The sequence below is a fragment of the Allobosea sp. P4_C6 genome (genome assembly GCF_056402015.1).
On the sequence record NZ_JBFUIF010000008.1, the window covers coordinates 104,108 to 126,646 of the forward strand.

23 protein-coding genes are annotated in these 22,539 nt (G+C 66.3%); 13 read left to right on the forward strand and 10 right to left on the reverse strand.

Features of this window, described 5'->3' with window-relative positions; genetic code table 11:
* Positions 1 to 107 precede the first annotated feature (107 nt).
* On the forward strand, positions 108 to 1,082 hold the full coding sequence (locus AC1DVA_RS08215; protein ID WP_265054276.1) for a Bug family tripartite tricarboxylate transporter substrate binding protein: 975 nt from the start codon (positions 108 to 110) through the stop codon (positions 1,080 to 1,082).
* Between the two features lie 173 nt (positions 1,083 to 1,255).
* Positions 1,256 to 2,389: a PQQ-dependent sugar dehydrogenase gene (locus tag AC1DVA_RS08220; RefSeq protein WP_265054275.1), complete on the forward strand. Its 1,134-nt coding sequence runs from the start codon at positions 1,256 to 1,258 to the stop codon at positions 2,387 to 2,389.
* A 168-nt stretch (positions 2,390 to 2,557) separates the two neighbouring features.
* Here the strand turns inward: AC1DVA_RS08220 and AC1DVA_RS08225 are convergent, their stop codons facing one another.
* From AC1DVA_RS08225 to AC1DVA_RS08235, 3 genes are all read right to left on the reverse strand, one after another.
* On the reverse strand, positions 2,558 to 2,860 hold the full coding sequence (locus tag AC1DVA_RS08225; protein ID WP_265054274.1) for a hypothetical protein: 303 nt from the start codon (positions 2,858 to 2,860) through the stop codon (positions 2,558 to 2,560).
* Between the two features lie 54 nt (positions 2,861 to 2,914).
* Positions 2,915 to 3,271: a DMT family protein gene (locus tag AC1DVA_RS08230; protein ID WP_265054273.1), complete on the reverse strand. Its 357-nt coding sequence runs from the start codon at positions 3,269 to 3,271 to the stop codon at positions 2,915 to 2,917.
* Between the two features lie 75 nt (positions 3,272 to 3,346).
* The gene (locus AC1DVA_RS08235) at positions 3,347 to 3,607 is read right to left on the reverse strand and encodes a SemiSWEET family sugar transporter (protein WP_265054272.1); all 261 of its coding nucleotides are present in this window, start codon (positions 3,605 to 3,607) and stop codon (positions 3,347 to 3,349) included.
* A 135-nt stretch (positions 3,608 to 3,742) separates the two neighbouring features.
* On the opposite strand from AC1DVA_RS08235, the gene AC1DVA_RS08240 reads away from it, so the two are divergent.
* From AC1DVA_RS08240 to AC1DVA_RS08270, 7 genes are all read left to right on the forward strand, one after another.
* Positions 3,743 to 4,927: a lytic murein transglycosylase gene (locus tag AC1DVA_RS08240; protein ID WP_265054271.1), complete on the forward strand. Its 1,185-nt coding sequence runs from the start codon at positions 3,743 to 3,745 to the stop codon at positions 4,925 to 4,927.
* A gap of 394 nt (positions 4,928 to 5,321) precedes the next feature.
* Positions 5,322 to 5,705 carry a RidA family protein gene (locus tag AC1DVA_RS08245; protein WP_265054270.1) on the forward strand — a complete coding sequence of 128 codons (384 nt, stop codon included), beginning with the start codon at positions 5,322 to 5,324 and terminating at the stop codon, positions 5,703 to 5,705.
* Between the two features lie 128 nt (positions 5,706 to 5,833).
* A complete protein-coding gene (locus AC1DVA_RS08250; protein ID WP_265054269.1) occupies positions 5,834 to 6,166 on the forward strand; it encodes a DUF1236 domain-containing protein in 333 nt (110 codons plus the stop codon).
* Between the two features lie 164 nt (positions 6,167 to 6,330).
* On the forward strand, positions 6,331 to 7,440 hold the full coding sequence (leuB, locus tag AC1DVA_RS08255; RefSeq protein ID WP_265054268.1) for a 3-isopropylmalate dehydrogenase: 1,110 nt from the start codon (positions 6,331 to 6,333) through the stop codon (positions 7,438 to 7,440).
* Positions 7,441 to 7,617: 177 nt separating this feature from the next.
* Positions 7,618 to 8,574 (forward strand): protein-methionine-sulfoxide reductase catalytic subunit MsrP, encoded by a 957-nt coding sequence (gene msrP / locus AC1DVA_RS08260; RefSeq protein WP_476805582.1) that lies wholly within the window; start codon positions 7,618 to 7,620, stop codon positions 8,572 to 8,574.
* Positions 8,575 to 8,664: 90 nt separating this feature from the next.
* The gene (locus AC1DVA_RS08265) at positions 8,665 to 9,240 is read left to right on the forward strand and encodes a methylated-DNA--[protein]-cysteine S-methyltransferase (RefSeq protein ID WP_265054874.1); all 576 of its coding nucleotides are present in this window, start codon (positions 8,665 to 8,667) and stop codon (positions 9,238 to 9,240) included.
* Between the two features lie 130 nt (positions 9,241 to 9,370).
* Positions 9,371 to 9,922 carry an NADPH-dependent FMN reductase gene (locus AC1DVA_RS08270; RefSeq protein ID WP_476805583.1) on the forward strand — a complete coding sequence of 184 codons (552 nt, stop codon included), beginning with the start codon at positions 9,371 to 9,373 and terminating at the stop codon, positions 9,920 to 9,922.
* 569 nt (positions 9,923 to 10,491) lie between these two features.
* On the opposite strand, the gene AC1DVA_RS08275 is transcribed toward AC1DVA_RS08270, so the two are convergent.
* From AC1DVA_RS08275 to AC1DVA_RS08285, 3 genes are all read right to left on the reverse strand, one after another.
* A complete protein-coding gene (locus tag AC1DVA_RS08275) occupies positions 10,492 to 11,382 on the reverse strand; it encodes a LysR family transcriptional regulator (RefSeq protein WP_061969317.1) in 891 nt (296 codons plus the stop codon).
* Positions 11,383 to 11,526: 144 nt separating this feature from the next.
* Complete coding sequence (gene trxB / locus AC1DVA_RS08280) at positions 11,527 to 12,492, reverse strand: thioredoxin-disulfide reductase (protein WP_265054265.1); 966 nt, start codon at positions 12,490 to 12,492, stop codon at positions 11,527 to 11,529.
* A gap of 86 nt (positions 12,493 to 12,578) precedes the next feature.
* Entirely contained in the window at positions 12,579 to 13,589 is a 1,011-nt protein-coding gene (locus tag AC1DVA_RS08285; protein ID WP_265054264.1) for a mitochondrial fission ELM1 family protein, read from the reverse strand.
* 77 nt (positions 13,590 to 13,666) lie between these two features.
* On the opposite strand from AC1DVA_RS08285, the gene AC1DVA_RS08290 reads away from it, so the two are divergent.
* A complete protein-coding gene (locus AC1DVA_RS08290) occupies positions 13,667 to 14,131 on the forward strand; it encodes an Lrp/AsnC family transcriptional regulator (RefSeq protein ID WP_265054263.1) in 465 nt (154 codons plus the stop codon).
* A gap of 4 nt (positions 14,132 to 14,135) precedes the next feature.
* On the opposite strand, the gene AC1DVA_RS08295 is transcribed toward AC1DVA_RS08290, so the two are convergent.
* A complete protein-coding gene (locus AC1DVA_RS08295; protein ID WP_265054262.1) occupies positions 14,136 to 14,639 on the reverse strand; it encodes a twin-arginine translocation signal domain-containing protein in 504 nt (167 codons plus the stop codon).
* 175 nt (positions 14,640 to 14,814) lie between these two features.
* On the opposite strand from AC1DVA_RS08295, the gene AC1DVA_RS08300 reads away from it, so the two are divergent.
* Complete coding sequence (locus tag AC1DVA_RS08300) at positions 14,815 to 15,426, forward strand: MarC family protein (protein WP_265054261.1); 612 nt, start codon at positions 14,815 to 14,817, stop codon at positions 15,424 to 15,426.
* Between the two features lie 47 nt (positions 15,427 to 15,473).
* Here the strand turns inward: AC1DVA_RS08300 and greA are convergent, their stop codons facing one another.
* The 3 genes from greA to AC1DVA_RS08315 all read right to left on the reverse strand — a co-directional run bounded on the left by greA (position 15,474) and on the right by AC1DVA_RS08315 (position 20,724).
* The gene (gene greA / locus AC1DVA_RS08305) at positions 15,474 to 15,947 is read right to left on the reverse strand and encodes a transcription elongation factor GreA (protein WP_265054260.1); all 474 of its coding nucleotides are present in this window, start codon (positions 15,945 to 15,947) and stop codon (positions 15,474 to 15,476) included.
* Between the two features lie 103 nt (positions 15,948 to 16,050).
* Complete coding sequence (carB, locus tag AC1DVA_RS08310; RefSeq protein ID WP_265054259.1) at positions 16,051 to 19,368, reverse strand: carbamoyl-phosphate synthase large subunit; 3,318 nt, start codon at positions 19,366 to 19,368, stop codon at positions 16,051 to 16,053.
* Positions 19,369 to 19,509: 141 nt separating this feature from the next.
* On the reverse strand, positions 19,510 to 20,724 hold the full coding sequence (locus AC1DVA_RS08315) for an MFS transporter (RefSeq protein WP_476805584.1): 1,215 nt from the start codon (positions 20,722 to 20,724) through the stop codon (positions 19,510 to 19,512).
* A gap of 154 nt (positions 20,725 to 20,878) precedes the next feature.
* Here AC1DVA_RS08315 and AC1DVA_RS08320 point away from each other — a divergent pair, with 154 nt between their 5' ends.
* On the forward strand, positions 20,879 to 21,241 hold the full coding sequence (locus AC1DVA_RS08320; protein ID WP_265054257.1) for an ArsR/SmtB family transcription factor: 363 nt from the start codon (positions 20,879 to 20,881) through the stop codon (positions 21,239 to 21,241).
* 126 nt (positions 21,242 to 21,367) lie between these two features.
* Positions 21,368 to 22,429 carry a class I SAM-dependent methyltransferase gene (locus AC1DVA_RS08325; RefSeq protein WP_265054256.1) on the forward strand — a complete coding sequence of 354 codons (1,062 nt, stop codon included), beginning with the start codon at positions 21,368 to 21,370 and terminating at the stop codon, positions 22,427 to 22,429.
* Positions 22,430 to 22,539: the final 110 nt, after the last annotated feature.

The following is a 22,539-nucleotide window of genomic DNA, read 5'->3' on the forward strand; positions in this document are numbered from 1 at the left end:
CCCTGCTTTAGCCGGCGCATATCTGGCGCTGGACGCATGTCGCCTTTGCCCGTAAATCTGCCGCGAAATCAGCACCGCCATACAGGCGGGCGTCCGGGAGGAAGTTCATGTCGTTGACCCGCCGTTCCACGCTCGGCCTGATGGCCGGCGCCGTCCTCGCTCCGTCTGTGGCCCGGGCCCAGAGCTTCCCCAGCAAGGTCATCACCCTGGTCGTGCCCTATCCGGCGGGCGGGCCGACCGACGCCATCGCGCGCTTCGTGGCGCAAGACCTCACGGTCGCGTTCGGGCACAACGTCGTCGTCGACAACCGGGCCGGTGCCTCGGGTGCGGTCGGCACGCGTGCCGTCGCTCATGCTGCCCCCGACGGCTACACGATCGTCTTCGGCAACAACCAGACGCATGGCAACAACATGTTCCTGCTGAAGGAGCCCGGCTACGACGCGGTCAAGGATTTCGCGCCGCTCGCCGGCGTCGGCGCCTTCGAGCACGCCTTCGTCGTCCGCAACGACCTGCCGGCCAAGACCATCCCGGAGCTGATCGCGCTCGCCAAGGCCGATCCGGGCAAGCTCAACTACGGCTCGACCGGTGTCGGCTCCGGCTCGCATCTGGCGATGGAGCTGTTCATGCAGCGCACCGGCATCAAGATGACGCATGTGCCGTTCAGGGGCGCCGCGCCGCTGGTGCAGGAGATCATCGCCGGCCGCATCGACATTGCCAATTCGACGCTGCCGAGCGTGCTGGAGCAGATCAATGCCGGCACGCTGAGGGCGCTCGCCATCGCAAGCCCGGAGCGCAACCCGAGCGCCAAGAATATTCCGACGCTGCGCGAGCAGGGCGTCAGCAATGCCGATGCCGATTCCTGGGCGGCTTTCTTCGCTCCCGTAAAGACGCCGGATGACGTGCTCGACACGCTGTCCAAGGCCGTCATCGCCTCGCTGAACAAGCCGGCGACCCGCGATGCCATCCTGAAGCTCGGCTTCACGCTCAAGGTGCGCGATCCCGCCGCGTTCAAGCCCTACCACATCCAGGAAATCGCGACCTGGAAGCAGATCATCGCCGACGCCGGCGTGAAGCCGGAATAAGCGGTATCTCCCCCGCCGTTCCGGGCAGGCCGTCTCAGTGGCGCGCCCGGAACGAAGGTGCCCTTTCGTCGCCGTAAACGCCTCACTTCGTCGTGAGCTCGTCGCAACGGCTTGGTGATCCGCGACGTTGACCTCTATCTCTGGCAGGGCCGGACGATGGATGGGAGACGACGATGCGGTTTGTGTTTGCGGGACTGACGTTTGCGACGGGGACGCTCGGGGCGTTCCTGTCGCAATCCGCCATAGCCCAGCAGCGCTTTCCGTCGAGCGCAGGCGAACTCGTCGTCGAGACCGTCGCCAGCGGGCTGGAAAACCCCTGGGGTCTCGCCTTCCTGCCGGACGGGCGCATGCTCGTCACCGAGCGGCCGGGCCGGCTCAGGATCGTGGAGACCGACGGCAAGCTGTCGCGGCCAGTCACGGGCGTGCCGAGCGTGATGGCGCGCGGGCAGGGTGGGCTCCTCGACGTGACGCTCGATCCCGCCTTCGCACGGAACCGCTTCGTCTACTTCTCCTTCGCCGAGCCGCGCTCGGGCGGCAACGGCACGAGCGTCGGGCGGGGGAAGCTGAACGAGCAGGGCACCGCCCTGACCGGCGTCGAGGTGATCTTCCGGCAGATGCCGACGATCAGCTCGAACATGCATTTCGGCTCCCGCCTCGTCTTCGACCGGACGGGCGCGCTCTTCGTCACCGTGGGTGACCGTTACAGCGAGCGCGACCAGGCGCAGAACCCCGCCAACCATCTCGGCAAGGTCATCCGCATCAGGCCGGAGGGTGGCGCGCCGGCCGATAATCCCAAGAAGCAGGGCTGGGCGCCGGAAATCTGGTCGATCGGTCACCGCAACGTGCAGGGGGCGGCACTGCATCCGGAGAGCGGCCAGCTCTGGACGGCAGAGCATGGCGCGCGCGGCGGCGACGAGGTCAACACGCCGAAGGCCGGGCTGAACTATGGCTGGCCGGTCATCACCTTCGGCATCGATTATTCCGGGACGAAGATCGGCGAGGGCACGGCGAAGCCCGGCATGGAGCAGCCGCTGTTCTATTGGGACCCGTCGATCGCGCCGTCAGGCGCCGCTTTCTACACCGGTCCTGTCTGGCCGGCCTGGAAGAACTCGCTCTTCGTCGGCGCGCTCGCCGGCCAGATGCTGGTCAGGCTCTCCACCGAGGGCGAAAAGGTGACCGGCGAAGAGCGCCTGCTGACCACGATCGGCGAGCGCATCCGCGATGTCAGGCAGGGGCCGGACGGCTTCCTCTACCTGCTCAGCGACGATGCCAACGGCAAGATCCTGAGGGTGCGACCGGCCAGGTGAGCATGAAGGCGCGTCATGCTCAGGCTTGACCCGAGCATCTCTCGCCGAAAGAGGCTCCTCCAGCCTCATATTGCCGGAGATTCTCAGGTCTCCGCGGAGTTTATCCTTGGGCCGATCGAAGAACGGACCCGAGGGCTTCGCCCGAGAATGACGCTCTGCGGGGGCGTCTTACGGCCCGCAATCCCACTCGCTCTCGACGGCGAATACCTTCCGCGTCGCGAGCTGGCCGTCCGGATCGTAGAGGTCGCCGACATAGTATTCGGTGCCAGCCGCGTCATGCGTGCTGCGCTCGACCTGCAGCGACCAGCCATAGCCGAGATGCTTGCCGCCCTGCCAGTTGCGGTGGATCGCGTTCGGCGAGGCGGCGGAGAGGATGCGCGCGCGCTCGCTGCTCGGGCTGCAGGTCGGGCCGGCCATCGCCGCCGCCGGGGCGAGCAGGAGGCCGCAGAGGATCAGTGCCGTCTTGTTCAAGGCAGGTATTCCTGGTCGGTTTGTCGTTGGAGATATCGGCCGGAGGTCGCGTCCTCAGGCCTTGGCGTGGAAGATGAAGAAGGCGCCGGCCGCGATCAGGGCGAAGCCGACGGCATGGCTCCAGGTCAAGGACTCCTTGAGCCAGAACACCGAGAAGCCGGCGAAAACCGTGAGCGTGATGACTTCCTGCATCGTCTTGAGCTCGGCGGCGGAATAGACGGCCGAGCCGACGCGATTGGCCGGCACGGCCAGCATGTATTCCGGCAGTGCGATCATCCAGCTCGCGAGGATGGCGAGCCAGATCGCGGTGCTCTTGTAGCTGAGGTGCCCGTACCAGGCGAAGGTCATGAAGATGTTGGAGCCGAACAGCATCGCGATCGGCAGGATATGGGCGGTGGTCAGGGAGGGCATGCCGGGGGGCTCTCTTCGCGACGGCTTGTTTGGGCGACGGCTGACAACGGGCGTTCGGCGCAACGGTTCCGGCGTTCAGCCGAAGCGAAGCTTCATCGAGATGATGACGAGAACGAGGAGAAGGGTGAGGGCGTTGGCGGCGATGACCGGCCAGGACAGGATCTGGATGCCGTAGCTCAGCCAGAGCGCGGTGCCTGCGGCAAAAAGCCCTTGCGTCCACAGCGAGATCGCGCGGGTGTCGCGGGTGCGGATGGTGCGCCAGGCCTGCGGCAGCCAGCACAGGCTGGTCAGCGTGGCTGCGGCGAAGCCGAGGAGCTCGATGGCGGCTGGCGACATGGCGGGCGAATCGCGGGAGGGATGGTGGTTTTCCCATAGCCGAATTCGCTTCTTCGTGCCGCCACTCTCGATCGTTAACCTCCATTAACCACAGCGGCCTAGCTTCGCGTCATTCATGCGATTCGGTGGAGACCCATGCGCGCAATCACATTGGCCTTGCCACTCGTCCTGCTTGCTTCCGCCGCCCCGGCTCAAGCGGACTTCCAATCCTGCCTCGCCGGCCTGCGTTCGGCGGCTGCGGCCAAGGGCGTATCGAGCGCGACCTTCGATCGGGCCATGGCCGGCGTCGAGCCGGACATGAAGGTCATCGAGGCGATGAACAACCAGCCGGAGTTCAAGACGCCGATCTGGGACTATCTCGGCACGCTGGTCGATGACGAGAAGGTCGCGGAAGGGCGCTCGATGATGCGCCAGCACGCCTCGACGCTGGCGGCGGCCGAGCAGCGCTTCGGCGTCGACCGCCACACCATCGCCGCCGTCTGGGGCGTCGAGAGCGATTTCGGCAAGGCGCGCGGGAAGATGCCGCTCGTGCAGGCGCTCTCGACCGGCGCCTGCCTGGCGCCGCGCCGCAACGCCTTCTTCAAGGGCGAGCTGATCGCGACGCTGCAGATCATCCAGCGCGGCGATGTCAGGCCCGAGCGGCTGTTCGGCTCCTGGGCCGGCGCTTTCGGCCACACCCAGTTCATCCCCTCGACCTATCTGCGCCTCGCGGTCGATGGCGATGGCGACGGCCGGCGCGATCTCGTCGATTCCATTCCCGACGCGCTGCATTCGACCGCGAACTTCATGGCCAAGGCCGGCTGGGTCACCGGCGCGACCTGGGGCTACGAGGTGCGCGTGCCGGACGGCTATTCCGGGCCGACCGGGCGCAACCCGAAGCATCCCGTCTCGACCTGGGCAGCGCGTGGCATCGTGAAATACGACGGCTCGGCGCTGAACGGCACCGGCAATGCCGGCCTGCTGATGCCGGCCGGCCGCAACGGACCGGCCTTCCTCGTCTTCAAGAACTACGACGCCGCCTACAGCTACAACGGCGCGGACTCGTATGCTCTCGCCATCTCCCTCCTGTCCGACCGGCTGCGCGGCCGGCCGGGCGTGCAGGGCGACTGGCCGACCGACGATCTGCCGCTGTCGCGCGAGCAGCGGCGCGAGCTGCAGCGCCTGCTGATCGCGCGCGGCTACAATGTCGGCGAGCCCGATGGCGCGGTGGGCGCGCTGACGCGGGCCGCGATCAAGGAGATCGAGGGAAAGATCGGCATGCCGCAGACCGGCCGGCCCGGAGAGAAGGTGCTGCGCGCGCTGAAGGGCGGGCGGGTCTAGACGCATTGATGGATCTGGAACTCCGCCGTCATTCCGGGGCATTGCGAAGCAATGAGCCCGGAACCCAGAACCGATGCGGCGTGTCGGCAAGGAAACGGAGCCCAGCCGCCCTTCCGGCAGAGGGTGTCGGTTCTGGGTTCCGGGCTCGGGCCTACGGCCCCCCGGAATGACGGCGTGGTTCCATGTCAAAATCAGCAGGTTCCAGGCGCAGCTTTCCAGAAAACGGGTGGCGTCCGCGGCCATGCTGCATGAATGGCTGGTCATCCGGACAAGCCGCGTCAGCGGCGCCGATCCGGGATCCATGCCTGAGCCTTTCGGGGAATCTTCAGGCATGGATCCCGGGTCTTCCTTCGGTCGTCCGGGATGACCCGCTTTGGTTCTTGGAGAATTGGCCATGCGCCGCCTCATTTCCACCGGTTCGCCCTTCGAGCGCTCCTTCGGCTACTCGCGGGCCGTGATCGACGGCGACCTGGTCTTCGTTTCCGGCACGACCGGCTATGACTACGTCACCATGGCGATGCCGGATGATCCGGCCGAGCAGACCCGCAACATCTTCCGCACGATCGGGGCGGTGCTGGATGAGGCCGGCTCGTCGCTGTCGCAGATCGTCCGGGCCCAGTATTTCGTCACCGACCGCAGCTATTGCGAGCCGGTGCTCGGCGTCTGCGGCGAGGTCTTCGGCGAAATCCGGCCGGCCGCCGGAATCTATGTCATCGCCGGGCTGCTCAAGCGGGAAATGAAGGTCGAGATCGAGGTGACGGCGCGGCTGCGGAGCTGAGCGCCTCCTCGGGCGGGCATCCCCGGCTTTCGCATTTTCTGCGGAACCTCATGCCGGCCGGGCCGTTCTTCGAGCATAGGGATAGCAAAGGGCGACCTTCGGCTTCGTCGCAGATGAAGGACATCCAGATGCTCAGGAATATCGTTTTCGCCGCCGGCCTCGTCTTGCTGCCCGCCGCCGTCATGGCGCAGGGCCAGGGCCAGCCCAACGGCCTGCCGGAAGCGCCGTCGATGCGCAGCGAGCTTGCGCCGCGCTTCAAGGAATACGTCATCACGCAGCGCCCGACCTCCTTCACCTACGCCCAGCCGCTCGCAGTCGGCACGGTGCTGCCGCAGCAGGGCGTGGTCTATCGCGAGGTGCCGGCCGAATACGGCGTCAGCAACTACCGCTATACCGTGGTGAACGACCGCGCCGTGCTGGTCGAGCCCAGCACCCGCCGCGTCATCCAGATCATCGAGTGACCGCCGCGTCGCGAGCGGCACTCGCGGCCTGACGGTCAAGAAGGCCCGCCCCGACAGGGGCGGGCTTTTTGCGTGGCGGCTCTGCGGGGCTTCGGCTTGCATGGCGGCGCCCCGCCGCCTATCAGCCTGCGCAGGAAACGACCTGGACACGAGGCTTCACGATCATGGCAACCCACAAGCTCCTGCTGCTCCCCGGCGACGGCATCGGCCCCGAGGTGATGGGCCAGGTCGAACAGATCGTGTCCTGGTTCGGCAAGCAGGGCCTCGGCTCTTTCGAGATCGAGAAGGGTCTCGTTGGCGGCGCGGCCTATGACGCGCACAAGGCCGCGATCTCGGAAGGCGACATGAAGCTGGCGCAGGATGCCGACGCCGTGCTCTTCGGCGCCGTCGGCGGGCCGAAATGGGCCGATGTGCCCTACCAGCACCGGCCGGAAGCCGGGCTGCTGCGCCTGCGCAAGGATCTCGGCCTGTTCGCCAATCTGCGCCCGGCGATCTGCTACCCGGCGCTAGCCTCGGCCTCGTCGCTCAAGCCCGAGGTCGTCGAAGGCCTGGACATCCTGATCGTGCGCGAGCTCACCGGCGGCGTTTATTTCGGCGAGCCGAAGGAGATTGTCACGCTGGAGGACGGCTCCAAGCGCGGCGTCGACACCCAGATCTACACGACCCCGGAAATCGAGCGCATTTGCCGCGTCGCCTTCGAACTGGCGCGCACCCGCCGCAACAAGGTCTCCTCGGCCGAGAAGCACAACGTTATGAAGACCGGCGTGCTCTGGAAGCAGACGGTCACCGCGCTCCATGCCGCCGAATATGCGGATGTCGAGCTCGAGCATGTGCTCGCCGACAATTGCGCCATGCAGCTCGTGCGCTGGCCGAAGCAGTATGACGTCATCGTCTGCGACAACCTCTTCGGCGATATCCTCTCCGACGTCGCGGCGATGCTGACCGGCTCGCTCGGCATGCTGCCGTCGGCTTCGCTGGGCGCGGAAGACCCGGCCACCGGCAAGCGCAAGGCGCTTTACGAGCCCGTCCATGGCTCTGCGCCGGACATCGCCGGCAAGGGCCTTGCCAACCCGATCGCGATGATCGGCTCCTTTGCCATGGCGCTGCGCTATTCGTTCGGCGCCGGCGAGGCAGCCGACCGGCTCGAAGGCGCGATCGCCGACGTGCTCGGCTCGGGCACCCGCACCAAGGACATCGCCGCACCGGGCGCCAACGCCGTCTCGACCAGCGAGATGGGCCAGGCGATCATCAAGGCGCTGGAAGCGCGGGGCTGAGAATATCTGCGTCATGGTCGGGCTTGACCCGACCATCTCGTAAACCAGCCAAATTCTTCCAGACATGGTCGGGTCAAGCCCGACCATGACCGGCTGGGGAAACCTCTCCCCCTCGTGAATTGCCGTGACCCCGCTTTCGTGGCCTAACAGCGGCCATCGAAACGGAGTATGTCCGTCATGCTGATCAAGCGCCGTGCCGGCTGGGAAATGCCGGAAAGCCAGGCCACGCCGGAGGGCGCCTTCCTCAACCGCCGCCAGTTGATTGGCGCAGGGGCGGGGCTGATCGTGGGGGCTGCGCTGCCGGGAAGCGCGATGGCGCAGACGCCCGATCCGACGCTCGATCTCTATCCGGCCAAGCGCAACGAGGCCTACAAGATCGATGTGGCGCTGACGGCTGAGGAGGACGCCGCGAACTACAACAACTTCTACGAATTCGGTATGTCGAAGGACATCGTGGACGCCTCGCGGCGGCTCGCGACGCGTCCCTGGTCGATCCAGGTCGATGGCATGGTCGAGAAGCCCTTCGAGATCGGCTTCGACGATCTCGTGCGCAAGCTGCCGCTGGAAGAGCGGCTCTACCGCTTCCGCTGCGTCGAGGCCTGGGCGATGGCCGTGCCCTGGACCGGAATCCCGCTCAAATCCTTTGTCGCGCTCGCCAAGCCGCTCTCTTCAGCGAAGTATATCCGCTTCGAGACCTTCCTGAACCCCCGCGTGGCGCCCGGCCAGGGCCAGCGCTGGTATCCCTGGCCCTATACCGAGGGGCTGACCATCGCGGAGGCGACGAACGAGCTGCCGCTGCTGGTGACGGGCATCTACGGCAAGCCGCTGCCGACGCAGCACGGTGCGCCGATCCGATTGATCACGCCGTGGAAATACGGCTTCAAATCGGTGAAATCGATCCGCAAGATCAGCTTCGTGGCGGAGCGGCCGAAGACCTTCTGGGAGGGGCTTCAGGCCTCGGAATACGGCTTCTGGGCCAATGTGAACCCGGCGGTGCCGCATCCGCGCTGGAGCCAGGCGAGCGAGCAAGTGCTGGGCTCGCGCGACCGGCGGCCGACTCTGATCTATAACGGCTATGGCGAGCAGGTCGCAGGGCTCTACAAGGGGCTGGAGGGCGAGAAGCTCTTCATGTGAGCCGGCCTCTGCTGCCAGCTTTCGGGTGCCCTGGCCGCTATCCGGCATGCTAGATCAGTTCCGTCCACGCAGCGGACCGGGAGAGCGACCATCGCCACCCAGCATTTCCATCTCTTCGAGACGGCGATCGGCACCTGCGCGCTGGCCTGGGAAGGCGAGCGGTTCATCGGGGCGCAACTGCCGGAAGGCGACGAGGTGGCGGCGCGTCGGCGGCTGGCGCGGCGCTTTCCCGAGGCCGAGGAGGCCGGGGCGGAGAGCTTCGTCGCCGATGCCGTGGCATCGATCCGGGCTTTGCTGACCGGCGAGGCGCGCGATCTCTCGCACCTTCCGATCGCGATCGAGGCGGTCTCGGATTTCAACCGCAAGGTCTATGAGGTCGCGCTCGCCATCCCGCCTGGCGAGACGCTGACCTATGGCGAGGTCGCGGCTCGCATCGGCGATCCCGGCGCGGCGCGGGCCGTCGGCGTGGCGCTCGGCCAGAACCCGTGGCCGATCATCGTGCCCTGCCACCGCGTTCTCGCGGCCGGCGGCAAGACGGGCGGTTTCTCGGCCGATGGCGGCGTCGAAACCAAGCTCAGGATTCTGACGATCGAGAAGGCGCGCACCACCGCCGAGCCCAGCCTGTTCGACGCGCTGCCGCTCGCTGCCCGGCCGCCGCGGCAGTAATGCGGCTGGGTGGAAACTCGGCCTTCGCGCTTGAATTGCTGCAATGGTGCCCTTGCAGGCGACCGGCTTGCTCCGGGATCGCCGAGGCCTCTACTGTCGCGGCACTTTCCGCCCAGTAACGAGGAATACCATGGCCAAGTTGAAGCTCGCCATCGTCGTCGGCAGCACGCGCTGCGAGTCGATCAACCGCAAGCTGGCGGAGGCTCTGGCCAAGCTGGGAGCGGATGCCTTCGAACCCTCCTTCGTGCGGATCGACGATCTTCCCCTGTTCAACCAGGACCTGGAAGCCGACCGCCCCGAGCCGACGCTGCGGCTGAAGCGAGAGATCGAGGCAGCTGACGCCATCCTGATCGTCACCCCCGAGCACAACCGTTCGATCCCGGCCGCGCTCAAGAATGCGATCGATTGGGCCTCGCGCCCCTATGGCAAGAATTCCTGGGCCGGCAAGACCGTGGCGGTGACCGGCACGAGCGGCGGCGCCGTCGGCACCGCCGTCGCCCAGAACGAACTGCGGATGATCATGACCAACCTCGCCGGCGTCGTGGTCGGCGGGCAGGTCTTCATCACCTTCAAGGAAGAGCTGATCGACTCCAACCACGAGATCACCAACGAGGGGACGCGCAGCTTCCTGCAGGGCTTCCTCGACGGTTTCGCCAAAATCGCCGGCAAGCTCGCCGCCTGAGCGACGAGACCGCCGCACGCAATCGGAAGGCACCGCTTATGGGCGGTGCCTTTTCTTTTGTCGGGCCTCCGAGGCGCAGCGCCGCGGTCGATCAGGAATACTGGAATGGACAAAAAAAGGGCCGGCGTCCCCGAGGGGAGCCGGCCTTGAAAGTTTGAAACATCTGGCGAAACGCCAAACATCTCAGAGGGGAACGGCTGAAACGAACTCAACGCCGGGAGGAGATTGCGGAGCCCGTTCCGAACAACCGTGAGTACAATATCGAGCATGACTTGCCGTTTTGCAATGCAACATAGCTTGGGTCCGCCATGCGCTGGCTGCATGAACTAAGGGCAGATGGCGCGAATTTGAGCCTAAATGATTGAGAAATATGCGTTCATTGCAGGATGCGGCCGGCACGGAGAGGCTGCTAAGGCCCTCTCGCAGTCGAATTCCCGCGGTTAAAAAGCGATTTCGGACGGTGCTGTTCGAATTTGGCGCATGCGAAGTGCGCCAGTGGTCACAAAACAGCCAAAAAGCAATCGGGCGCCCTGAGGCGCCCGATTCATGTATTCGAGTGGTCCGACTTGTCAGTAGGTCCAGCGCTGGGCCTTCTGGATCAGGAAGTCGCGGAAGACCTGGACGCGGGCCACAGACTTCATCTCTTCCGGATAGACCAGATAGCTCTCGAGCTGCGGCATCTCGGTTTCGCGCATGAGCTGCACGAGCGGCGAGCCAGTCTCGATCAGGTAGTCCGGCAGCACGGCGATGCCGGCGCCCGAATCCACCGCGCGCTTCATCGCGGTGATGTTGTTGACCGTCAGATGGATCGGCCGCGGGTTGCGCTGGTCGCGCCCCATCGTGCCGAGCCAGTGCACCGCCGTCAGATAGGAGGGCGAGGTGCCGCCGAAGGACAGGATGCGGTGGTTGTCGAGATCGTCGTAGCTCTTCGGCTCGCCGAAGCGCTTCACATAGGCCGGCGAGGCGTAGACGTGGAAGTGCACCGTGAAGAGCTTGCGCTGGATCAGGTCCGGCTGCTGCGGCTGGCGCAGGCGGATCGCGATGTCGGCCTCGCGCATCGACAGGTCGAGTTCCTCATCGGTCAGGATGAGCTCGACCCTGATGTCGGGGTAGAGATCCAGGAACTCGGCAAGGCGAGGCGTCAGCCAATGGCCGCCCAGGCCGCGCGTGGCGGTGACCTTGAGCTCGCCGGAGGGATGCTCGCGCGTCTCCGAGAGCTGCGAGCGCGTGCGCTCCAGCCGCTGGGTCATCTCGCGGGCCGCCCGCCAGAGCAGTTCGCCCTGTTCGGTGAGGATCAGACCGCGCGTATGCCGGTGGAACAGGGGCGCGCGCAGCTCACGCTCGAGCGCACCGATCTGCCGGCTGACGGCTGATTGACTCAAGCCGAGAACATCGCCAGCTTTCGTAAAGCTGCCTGACTCCGCGACCGTATAAAATATTCTAATGCGGTCCCAATCCACCGCGCTTCCCCCGTTATGCGTTTTATGCATGATGCGGGATAAAGCGCTTGTGCGTCAATGTCTGTGTGGCAGGTAGCACCTATTATTCGCACTGAATCTGGTGACACAACCTATCAGAATTGGTGATAGGTTGCGCCGAACCATTCATTCCGCAGCTTCGCGACGGTCCAATGCGCTGGCCGCCAGCCAGCGTTCCGCATCGAGCGCGGCCATGCAGCCGAGGCCAGCCGCCGTGACCGCCTGACGGTAATGCTCGTCGGTGACATCGCCGGCCGCGAAGACGCCGGGGACATTGGTCCGGGTCGTGCCAGGCTCGACATCGAGGTAGCCCGATTCGCTCATGGCGAGCTGGCCGGCAAAGAGCTCGGTGGCCGGCTTGTGGCCGATGGCGATGAACACGCCGTCCGCCTTCAGCTCGCTCTCGACGCCTGTCTTCATGTTCGTCAGGCGCAGATGCGTGACGTTCGGCGGCTGCGTCCCGCCGCAGATCTCGGCGATGGCGCTGTCCCAGACGACCTCGATCTTCGGATGCTTGAACAGGCGCTCCTGCATCACGCGCTCGGCGCGCAGGCTGTCACGGCGATGCACCAGCGTGACCTTGCTGGCGAGATTGGCGAGGTAGAGCGCTTCCTCTACCGCCGTGTTGCCGCCGCCTACGACCACGACTTCCTTGTTGCGGAAGAAGAAGCCGTCGCAGGTCGCGCAGGCCGAGACGCCGAAGCCCTGGAAGGCCTGCTCGGAGGGCAGGCCTAGCCATTTCGCCTGGGCGCCGGTGGCGACGATCAGCGCATCGCAGGAATAGGTCTCGCCGCCATCGCCCCAGAGCCGGAAGGGGCGCTGCGAGAGATCGACGCGGGCGATATGGTCGGTGACCATCTTCGTCCCCATGTGCTCGGCCTGGGCGCGCATCTGCTCCATCAGCCAGGGGCCCTGGATGACGTCGGCAAAGCCGGGATAGTTCTCGACATCGGTGGTGATCATCAGCTGGCCGCCTGCCTGCAGGCCGGAGATCAGCACCGGCTCCATCATGGCGCGGGCGGCGTAGATGGCGGCGGTGTAGCCGGCCGGGCCGGAGCCGACGATCATGACGCGGGCGTGGGTATGGGCCATCGTCTCAATTCCTCTCCTGCGGTCGTGGTCCGCAGCTTCGTTCCGTCAGATACGCCGGCGCGGCGCCGAAACAAGAGCCTCCGGGCTCAACCGTCCGTCAGGCCGAAATCGGCCCGGTGGCGCTGCCAGCCCTGCCATATCGCATCGGCTATGATCGGCGTGGAGTCTATCGGCTCGTAGCGTTCGCCTTCAAGGCGTCCACAGAAGCGATGCACAACCCCCTCATGTTCCAGCCCAGCGATCAGGGCGGCGATCTTGTCGTGGCCGCCCTGTGGCTCGAACACAAGGACGGGGGAGCCGGTCGCGGCGGCCTCTCCGATCATGTTGGTCGAGTCGGCGGTGGCGACGATGGCGTCGGCGTTGGCGAGGAGGGCGGGATAGGGGTTTTCGCCGGAGCCGTCCCACCACCAGCCGCCATGGCGGGCGAAGACGGCGGCGACGGCGGCGGCGAGGGCTGGCGAGGTGCGCCGGGAGGGGGAACCCATCAGGGCCGCCCCCGATCGGGCCAATTCATCGAGCTGCCCGGCGAAGCGCTCGATGTCTGCCGCCGTGAAGCGATGGTGCCGGCTGTCGCCGCCGACGAGCACCGCGACTCGCGGAGCTGACAAGCCAGCGATGGTCGCGGGTGGCACGGCGCGCGCGGCTGCGAGCTTCTGCGGCGTCAGGCGATGGGGGGAGGTGGTGGTGACCAGCACGTTGTCGCCGCGCAGTTGGTCGTGCCCGGCGACCCAGATCAGGTCGGCCGCGCCGGTTCCGGTGCGCGGGTCCTTCAGGAAGACGGTGTAGATCGCGCCGTTCGAGGCCTTCTTCAGCGCGCGCAGATAGGCCACGGCGCGCCGGCCGGAGGCGATGGCGATGTCGGGGAAGGGCGAGCGGAGCGGGCTTCCCGGCCGATCCGGCGCCTCGCGCGGGTCGATGGGCCCGCGCGGCATCAGCCAGGCGAAGGGCTTGCGGGGCTTCACGCGCCGGATCTCCGGCGAAACGCCCAGCCGCTCGGCGACACCAAGGCATTGAAGCTCGTCGCCAGCCTTGCCGTCGGTCAGGACCCAGACGGTCGGCTTCGGATTCTCGTGCATGGCTGTCTGCGTCTGCGGCATGCGCCTTGTATCGCCCGTCGCCGCCGTCTACACCAGCGCGGCTTTACTTTGAGGATATTTTGCCTCCGGGGATCTTCGTGCGTCCGAAACTCGACGATATCGACCTGCGCATCCTGCGGGAACTCCAGGCCGATGGGCGCATGACCAATGTCGAGCTGGCGAGCCGCGTCGGCATCTCGCCGCCGCCCTGCCTGAGGCGCGTGCGCGCGCTGGAGGAAGCCGGGCTGATCCGCGGCTACCATGCCGATCTAGACGAGCGGAAGCTGGGCTTCGAGGTCGTCTGCTTTGCCTTCGTGCATCTGGCGAGCCAGGCCGAGGCCGATCTCGCCGCCTTCCAGAGCCGTATCCGCGACTGGTCCACGGTGCGCGAGTGCTGGACGCTCTCCGGCGACATCGACTTCGTGCTGAAATGCGTGGCGCCGGATCTGAAGGCGTTCCAGGATTTCGTCGGCGAACTCACGGCCTTGCCGAATGTCCGCAACGTGCGCACCGCGCTCGCGCTCGACCGGGTCAAGGACGAGCCGATCGTACCGTTCGGCTGAGGCTTCAGCCGACGTAGCGCTTGATCCAGTAGGCGTTGTTGCGCGCGAGCGCCCGCAGCCGGCGCTGGTCGACATCCGGCAGATACCAGGCGCCGGCGCCGCCCGAGAGTTCGGTCGACAGGATCGGATAGCTCGCGAGCTCGCGGCCGCTGCGATCATAGAGCGTCGCGATGCTCTCGAGATAGTCGTTGCTGGCGCCGCCATCGCTGGGCTTGCCGCCACCGCCGCCACCGGCATAGCTCGCCAGCCAGACGCTGCTGATGTTGACGACGAGGCGCGTGCCGGCTCCGCGCTGGAGCGAGGGGCCGAGCAGGTCGACGAGCGTGCGTTCGAGCTCGCTTCTGACGATCGCAATGTTGGCGCCCCAGGCGTGGGTGACGGTCGGAGCGAATTCGATCTTGATCGAGCCGATCGGCGCGGCCTGAGCGAGAGCGGACGAAACGCCCGGCAACACAGCCAGCGCCGCGGCGCCGAGCGAGGAAGCCAGAAAATGTCGACGCGTGATCATGGCCGGGATCTCCAGAGGCTCGTCGCTTCAATGTAGGAGCGAAGCAGCGATAGTCCATGGCTGCCGGCCCGCGCGCCATCATCTGCCGATCATGGTTGCCAAGCGGTATCGACGGCGGCCGCATATGGGCTGCCGCCGCAGCCTGTTCTATTGAGCGGTATCGAAGGGGGATTGCATGGAACGCTGGCTGACGGAATTCATAAAGCTCTGGGTCGTGATCGACCCGATCGGCACGCTGCCGGTTTTCCTGGCCGTGACCGCCGGCCTGAGCGCCGCCGCGGCGCGCCGGATCGCGCTGCACGGCACGCTGGTCGCGTTCCTGGTGCTGCTGTTCTTCGTGCTGCTCGGCCAGGTCCTGCTGACCGCGATGGATATCGAGCTGAGCTCGTTCCAGATCGCCGGCAACATCGTACTGTTCCTGTTCGCGCTGACGATGATCTTCGGCGAATCGAAGCTGGAGGAAGATCAGAAGCTGCTGCGCTCCGCCGATCTGGAGAAGGCGGTCTATCCGCTGGCGATTCCGAGCATCGCCAGCCCCGGCGCGATGCTGACTGTCATGACGGTCACGGACAATTCCAAGATCAGCCTCGCAGAGCAGGCCGAGACCGTGGTGCAGATCGTCATCATCCTCGCGATGCTGCTCGTGCTGCTGTTCTGCGCGTCGCGCATCATCGCGATCATCGGCAATGCGGGGGCGAGCGTCATCAGCCGGGTGATGGGCCTCATCCTGGCGAGCGTCGCCGTGGACGGCATCATTAAGGCGATAAAGGTGGTACTGGCGGGCTAGGGAGGAGGCGTCATACCCGGGCCAAGGCCCGAGTATGACGCTCTGCGTCAGCGGAAGGCGATGCTGACGACCTCGTAGGACTTGCCGCCGCCGGGCGTGTTGACCTGCACGGAATCGCCGACCTTCTTGCCGATCAGCGCGCGCGCGATCGGCGAGCCGATCGAAACCTTGCCGGACTTCACGTCCGATTCCGGCTCGCCGACGATCTGGTAGCTCTTCTCTTCCTCGGTATCGTCGTCGATCAGCTTGACGGTGGCGCCGAACTTGATCGTGTCGCCGCCGAGCTTGGTCACGTCGATCACGTCGGCGCGGCCGATCAGCGATTCGAGTTCCTGGACGCGGCCCTCGTTCAGCGACTGCGCTTCCTTCGCCGCATGATACTCGGCGTTCTCGGAGAGGTCGCCGAGGGCGCGTGCCTCGGAGATGGCGGTGATGATGCGCTGACGCTCGACCTGCTGGCGGTGCTTCAACTCCGCTTCCAAAGCGGCGAAGCCGCCCACGGTCATTGGAACCTTTTCCATTCTTTCCGTCCCATAAGCTCCGAAAGCGCGGCTCGCCAGCGGCAAATCGGCTGCCGGCGTCCCCGCGCTTCCGCTTCGTCTCTCTACTCCGCCGCGTACGGCCTCAGGCCGCGCGTTCGAAATATGACTGCAACGATCGTACTTCGAGATCGCCGCTGCAATAGGCCTTTATGCCCTCCGCCGCGGCGATCGCTCCGGCCAAGGTGGTATAATAGGGAACCTTGTGCAAGAGGGCCGTCCGCCGCAACGAACGGGAATCCGCAAGTGCCTGCGGGCCTTCGGTGGTGTTGAAGATCAGCTGGATCTCGCCGTTCTTGATCGCGTCGACGACATGCGGCCGGCCTTCCAGAACCTTATTGATCCGGGCCGCGTCGATGCCCTGTTCCTGCAGCAGGCGCAGCGTGCCGCCGGTGGCGAGGATGCGGAAGCCGAGATCGGCCAGGATGCGCACCGATGCAACGATGCGCGGCTTGTCGTCGTCGCGCACGGAGACGAAGACGGTGCCCTTGACCGGCACCTTGGAGCCGGCTCCGAGCTGGCTCTTGGCGAAGGCGGTGTCGAAGGAGCGGTCGAGGCCGATGACCTCCCCCGTCGAGCGCATCTCCGGGCCGAGCAGCACGTCGACGCCGGGGAAGCGCGCGAAGGGGAAGACGGCTTCCTTGACGCCGACATGGTCGAGCTTCGACGGCTTCAGGCCGAAGCCCGCCAGCGCCTCGCCGGCCATGATGCGGGCGGCGATCTTGGCGATCGGCTGGCCGATGACCTTGGCGACGAAGGGCACGGTGCGCGAGGCGCGCGGATTGACCTCGAGCACGTAGATGTCGCCGTCCTTGATGGCGTACTGGACGTTCATCAGCCCGCCGACATCGAGCGCGAGCGCCATCGCCTTGGTCTGGCGCTCCAGCTCGGCGAGGGTCTCGGGGCTGAGCGAGCGCGGCGGCAGCGAGCAGGCCGAATCGCCGGAATGGATGCCGGCTTCCTCGATATGCTCCATGATGCCGGCGACGAAGACGTCCTTGCCGTCGCAGAGGCAGTCGACATCGACCTCGATCGCATCCGACAGGTAGCGGTCGAACAGCAGCGGGTTCTTGCCGAGCACCGTGTTGATCTGGCCGGTCTTGTCGTTCGGGTACTTGGCCTTGACCTCGGAGGGGATCAGCGAGGGCAGGGTGCCGAGCAGGTAGTCCTCGAACATCACCTCGTCACGGATGATCGCCATGGCGCGGCCGCCGAGCACGTAGGAGGGGCGGACGACGAAGGGCAGGCCAAGCTCGCCGGCGATGATGCGGGACTGCTCGACCGAGTAGGCGATGCCGTTCTTCGGCTGCTTCAGGTGCAGCTTGTCGAGCAGGCGCTTGAAGCGGTCGCGGTCCTCGGCGAGGTCGATCATATCAGGCGAGGTGCCGAGGATCGGGATGCCCGCCTCTTCCAGCGCATTGGCGAGCTTCAGCGGCGTCTGGCCGCCGAACTGGACGATGACGCCGAGCAGCGTGCCGTTCCGCCTCTCGGTATCGAGGATCTCGAGCACGTCCTCCGCCGTCAGCGGCTCGAAATAGAGCCGGTCGGAGGTGTCGTAGTCGGTCGAGACCGTCTCCGGGTTGCAGTTGACCATAATGGTCTCGTAGCCGGCGTCGCGCAGCGCGTAGCAGGCATGGCAGCAGCAATAGTCGAACTCGATGCCCTGGCCGATGCGGTTCGGCCCGCCGCCGAGGATAACGACCTTCTTGCGGTCGGAGGGGTTGGCCTCGTCCGCGACCTTGCCGGCGAAGGGCATGGCATAGCTCGAATACATATAGGCGGTCGGCGAGGCGAACTCGGCCGCGCAGGTGTCGATGCGCTTGTAGACCGGGCGCACCTCCAGCGCGTGGCGCAGCGCGCGCACCTCCGTCTCGTTCTTGCCCGAGACTGCGGCGAGACGCTTGTCGGAGAAGCCCATCGCCTTGATCTGGCGGAAGGCGCCCGGCGTCTGTGGCAGGCCGAACTTGCGGATCTTCTCCTCGGTCTCGACGATGCCGCGCATCTGGGCGAGGAACCAGGGATCGATCTTGCAGCTCTCGTGGATTTCCTCGTCGCTGAAGCCGAAGCGCATGGCCTGGGCGACGTGGAGGATGCGGTCCGGCGTCGGCGTCGAGATCGCCGCCTTGACCGCGTTGCGGTCGTCGCCATGGCCGAAGCCGTCGATCTCGATCTCGTCGAGCCCGTCGAGGCCGGTTTCCAGCGAGCGCAGGGCCTTCTGCAGGCTTTCCTGGAAGGTGCGGCCGATGGCCATGGCCTCGCCCACCGACTTCATCGCCGTGGTCAGCGTCGGCTCGGAGCCCGGGAACTTCTCGAAGGCGAAGCGCGGGATCTTGGTGACGACGTAGTCGATGGTCGGCTCGAAGGAGGCCGGCGTCGCGCCGCCGGTGATGTCGTTCTCGATCTCGTCGAGCGTGTAGCCGACGGCGAGGCGCGCCGCGACCTTGGCGATCGGGAAGCCGGTCGCCTTGGAGGCCAGCGCCGAGGAGCGCGAGACGCGCGGGTTCATCTCGATGACAATCATGCGGCCGGTGGCAGGATCGATCGCGAACTGCACGTTGCTGCCGCCGGTCTCGACGCCGATCTCGCGCAGCACCGCCAGCGAGGCGTCGCGCATGATCTGGTATTCCTTGTCGGTCAGCGTCAGCGCCGGGGCGACCGTGATCGAATCACCGGTGTGGACGCCCATCGGATCGAAGTTCTCGATCGAGCAGACGATGATGCAGTTGTCCTTCTTGTCGCGGACAACCTCCATCTCGTACTCCTTCCAGCCGAGCACGCTCTCCTCGATGAGGACTTCGCTGGTCGGGGAGGCGTCGATGCCGCGCTCGACGATGTCGATGAACTCGCCCTTGTTGTAGGCGATGCCGCCGCCGGTGCCGCCCATGGTGAAGGAGGGGCGGATGATGGCGGGCAGGCCGATATCCTCGAGCGCGTCGAGCGCCTGGCCGAGCGTCTTGATGTGGTGCGAGCGCGGCGTGTCGAGGCCGATCTTGGTCATCGCCTCGCGGAAGAGTTCGCGGTCCTCGGCCTTGTCGATGGCCTCGGCCGTGGCGCCGATCATCTCGACGTTGAACTTCTCCAGCACGCCCATCTTCTTGAGCGAGAGCGCGCAGTTCAGCGCGGTCTGGCCGCCCATGGTCGGCAGCAGCGCGTCCGGGCGCTCTTTCTCGATGATCTTGGCGACGATCTCCGGCGTGATCGGCTCGACATAGGTCGCGTCGGCCAGATCCGGATCGGTCATGATCGTCGCCGGATTCGAGTTGACCAGGACGATGCGGTAGCCCTCGGCCTTCAGCGTCTTGCAGGCCTGGGTGCCGGAATAGTCGAACTCGCAGGCCTGTCCGATGATGATGGGGCCGGCGCCGATGATCAGGATGGACTTGATGTCTGTGCGCTTGGGCATGATCTCGACCGGTCTTGCGGGCGCGCGCAAGGCCGGTCCGATCGGGCGAGCGGAGGCCTGGCGAGCGTCTGAATGAATGCTAGGCGCTCGCTATAGACGGGCAAGGCGGCGGAAGGAAGCTAAAACCGCTTCCGCCCCCGATCAACGCACAGGCCGTGGTGCCGGCATGGTGAGATCGATCTCCAGCGGACGCGGCACGCGGCGCTTGCGGCGCATCGCGACGAAGAGCACGGCGAGCGCCGCGACCTCGCAGGCCGCGCCGACGAAGCCGAGCGGCCAGGTCCCGGCATGGCGCATCACCTGCTGGCCCAGCGCCGCGCCGGTCGCGATGCCGAAATACAGGGCGGAGGCGTTGAGCGAGAGCGCGACCACGGCCGCGTCCGGCGCCATCGCGGCGAGCCGCGATATCTGCGAGGGGTGCCCGGCCCAACCGGCCGCGCTCCACACCAGCAGCACGAAGGGAATCGGGTAGATCGCGAGCGCCGGCGGCAGGCCGACCGCGATCAGCGAGGCCGTCAGCAGCGCCAGCGCCAGCACGCTCAGCACGACGGTGAGCGTGCGCTCGGGACCGAAGCGGTCGCTGGCGATGCCGCCGAGCTGGTTGCCGATGGCCGAGCCGATGCCTGAGACGACGAGGGTCACCGCGAGCCAGGGCCCGGCGATGCCGGCATGGTTGGTCAGGAAGGGCGCGATGTAGGTGTAGAGGACGAAGGCGCCTGTGGTCCAAAGCATCGTCGTGGCCAGCGCCAGCAGCACGTTGCTGCGCCCCGCGACCTGGAGGCGCTCGCGCAGCGTGTTGGTCCCGCGCGGCAGGCCCTTGGGCAGCTTGACGAGAAGGCCCGCCAACGAGAGCACGCTGAACAGCGCCACGATCAGGAAGGCGAGGTGCCAGCCGCCAAAGCCGACGACCGCGGTGCCGATGGGTATGCCGAGAATCAGCGAGACGGTCATGCCGCCGGTGACGAGCGCGATGGCCCGGCCGCGCCGTTCCGGCGCGGAGACCGCGACCGCGACGGCGTTGGCAGCCGGCATGAACACGCCGGCAGCGAGCGCCATCACGATCCGCGCGCCCATCACCACCCAGAAATCGCTGGCAAAGGCAGCGCCGAGATTGGCGAGGCCGAACACCGTCATCGCGCCGACCAGCACCGTCTTGCGGTCGGCGTCGCCGAGCACGGTCGAGAGGATGGGGGAGCCGATCGCATAGGCGAGGGCGAAGATCGAGATGAGCAGGCCGGCGGCATCGACGGAGACGCCGAGGCCGGAGGCGAGATGGGGCAGGATGCCGGTGACGATCAGGCTGCCCGTGCCGATGGCGAAGGCGCCGCCGGCGAGCGAGAGAAGGCGCGTATCCATGGGACTGATCCTTGCGGATGATCGCTGTTTCGAAGGCGAGCTTCAAAATTTCAATGACCGTTGAATTTTAAGATCGCGCATCACTGACCGCAAGGGTAATTTCAACAAATATTGAATATTGTCAGGAGCGGTGGCATCGCCTATCTCGGAGGACATGAAGCCGGTTTTCCATCCCGATATCGAGGATGTCGCGCCCGCCGACGTGTTCGCGGCGCTGGCCGATCCGATCCGCCTCGGCATCCTCGTGGCGCTCGCCGATGTCAGCGAGGTCGACAAGGCGCGCTGCAGCCACTTCACCGCCTTCGCCTCGCCCTCTCTCCTGTCCTACCATTTCGGGAAGCTGCGCGAGGCTGGCATCACGCGCATGCGGGTGGAGGGCACCTCGCGCTATCTCAGCATCCGGCGCGACGAGCTGAACCAGCGCTTTCCGGGGCTGCTCGACAGCGTTGTGGAGACGGCGCGGCGCGATCCGAACCTGCCGCGCCTCGGGTCCGATTGGCTTTCGGACGGCGGGTAGACGCAAGGTCAGATTTTATCTCGTTGACAGGCCTTTCCACGGGTTTAGCGTTCATGGCTTCCGCGATGGCGTCGAGCCGGATCGCGCGAGAAGCACCGGCCACGCCCTAACCCGAGGAGCATGGCCATGCGTGCAGCCGACCCTCAGAAACTCGATGCCCTGGTAGGACGTCTCGTCGGCGATGTCGGAGCCTCCGTCACCGGCGCTCTGATCGTGCTGGGCGACCAGCTCGGCCTCTATAAGGCGATGGCCGACGGCGAGCCCGTCACCTCCCAGCAACTGGCCACGAAGACGGGCCTCAAGGAGCGCTATCTGCGCGAATGGCTCGCCGGGCAGGCCTCGGCCGGCTATGTCGATTACGACGAGGGCAGCGACAGCTTCAGCCTCTCGCCGGAACAGGCCATGGCCTTCGCGGAGGAAGACAGTCCCGCCTTCTTCGCCGGCGCGTTCGAGATCGTGCAGTCGATGTGGGTCGACGAGCCGAAGGTCGAGGAGGCCTTCCGCAGCGGCGCCGGCCTCGGCTGGCACGAGCACAGCAAATGCCTGTTCCGGGGCACCGAGCGCTTCTTCCGGCCGGGTTACAACGCGAATCTGATCGCCAGCTGGATTCCGGCGCTGGGCGGCATGGAAGCCAAGCTGAAGGATGGCGCGACCGTCGCCGATGTCGGTTGCGGGCACGGCTCCTCGACCATCCTGATGGCGCAGGCCTACCCGCAATCGCGGTTCTATGGCTTCGACTATCACGGACCGTCGATCGAGCGGGCGCGCGAGGCGGCGGACAGGGCCGGCGTGGGCGACCGCATCGTCTTCGAGCGCGCCTCGGCCAAGGACTTCCCGGAGAGGAAGTACGATCTCGTGACCATGTTCGATTGCCTGCATGACATGGGCGATCCGGTCGGCGCCGGAAAGCATGTGCGGGAATCGCTGGCGCGGGACGGCAGCTGGATGATCGTCGAGCCCTTCGCGCACGACCATCTCAAGGACAACCTCAATCCCGTCGGGCGGATCTTCTACGGTGCCTCGACCATGATCTGCACACCGGCTTCGCTCTCGCAGGAGGTGGGGCTGGGGCTGGGGGCGCAGGCCGGGGAGATGCGGCTGCGCAAGGTCGCCATGGATGCCGGCTTCTCGCATTTCCGGCGCGCGACCGAGACGCCGTTCAACATGGTGTTCGAGGTGCGGGCCTGAGCCTGCTGGGGGCTGGCGACGACCAAGACGCAGAGCGAGGGGCGTGCCATCCGCCGGGACGCCCCCGTCTTGCGAGCTGTCCACTGATCGACACCGTGCACGGGTTGAGC

Bases quoted from the DNA above. Each gene is read 5' to 3' on its own strand.
- msrP (WP_476805582.1), top strand. From the start codon at position 7,618: ATGCTGATCAAGCGCCGTGCCGGCTGGGAAATGCCGGAAAGCCAGGCC.
- carB (WP_265054259.1), bottom strand. From the start codon at position 19,368: ATGCCCAAGCGCACAGACATCAAGTCCATCCTGATCATCGGCGCCGGC.
- AC1DVA_RS08240 (WP_265054271.1), top strand. From the start codon at position 3,743: ATGCGCGCAATCACATTGGCCTTGCCACTCGTCCTGCTTGCTTCCGCC.
- trxB (WP_265054265.1), bottom strand. From the start codon at position 12,492: ATGGCCCATACCCACGCCCGCGTCATGATCGTCGGCTCCGGCCCGGCC.
- AC1DVA_RS08230 (WP_265054273.1), bottom strand. From the start codon at position 3,271: ATGCCCTCCCTGACCACCGCCCATATCCTGCCGATCGCGATGCTGTTC.
- AC1DVA_RS08295 (WP_265054262.1), bottom strand. From the start codon at position 14,639: ATGATCACGCGTCGACATTTTCTGGCTTCCTCGCTCGGCGCCGCGGCG.
- AC1DVA_RS08285 (WP_265054264.1), bottom strand. From the start codon at position 13,589: ATGCCGCAGACGCAGACAGCCATGCACGAGAATCCGAAGCCGACCGTC.
- greA (WP_265054260.1), bottom strand. From the start codon at position 15,947: ATGGAAAAGGTTCCAATGACCGTGGGCGGCTTCGCCGCTTTGGAAGCG.
- AC1DVA_RS08270 (WP_476805583.1), top strand. From the start codon at position 9,371: ATGGCCAAGTTGAAGCTCGCCATCGTCGTCGGCAGCACGCGCTGCGAG.
- AC1DVA_RS08315 (WP_476805584.1), bottom strand. From the start codon at position 20,724: ATGGATACGCGCCTTCTCTCGCTCGCCGGCGGCGCCTTCGCCATCGGC.
- AC1DVA_RS08320 (WP_265054257.1), top strand. From the start codon at position 20,879: ATGAAGCCGGTTTTCCATCCCGATATCGAGGATGTCGCGCCCGCCGAC.
- leuB (WP_265054268.1), top strand. From the start codon at position 6,331: ATGGCAACCCACAAGCTCCTGCTGCTCCCCGGCGACGGCATCGGCCCC.
- AC1DVA_RS08220 (WP_265054275.1), top strand. From the start codon at position 1,256: ATGCGGTTTGTGTTTGCGGGACTGACGTTTGCGACGGGGACGCTCGGG.
- AC1DVA_RS08250 (WP_265054269.1), top strand. From the start codon at position 5,834: ATGCTCAGGAATATCGTTTTCGCCGCCGGCCTCGTCTTGCTGCCCGCC.
- AC1DVA_RS08325 (WP_265054256.1), top strand. From the start codon at position 21,368: ATGCGTGCAGCCGACCCTCAGAAACTCGATGCCCTGGTAGGACGTCTC.
- AC1DVA_RS08245 (WP_265054270.1), top strand. From the start codon at position 5,322: ATGCGCCGCCTCATTTCCACCGGTTCGCCCTTCGAGCGCTCCTTCGGC.
- AC1DVA_RS08215 (WP_265054276.1), top strand. From the start codon at position 108: ATGTCGTTGACCCGCCGTTCCACGCTCGGCCTGATGGCCGGCGCCGTC.
- AC1DVA_RS08235 (WP_265054272.1), bottom strand. From the start codon at position 3,607: ATGTCGCCAGCCGCCATCGAGCTCCTCGGCTTCGCCGCAGCCACGCTG.
- AC1DVA_RS08300 (WP_265054261.1), top strand. From the start codon at position 14,815: ATGGAACGCTGGCTGACGGAATTCATAAAGCTCTGGGTCGTGATCGAC.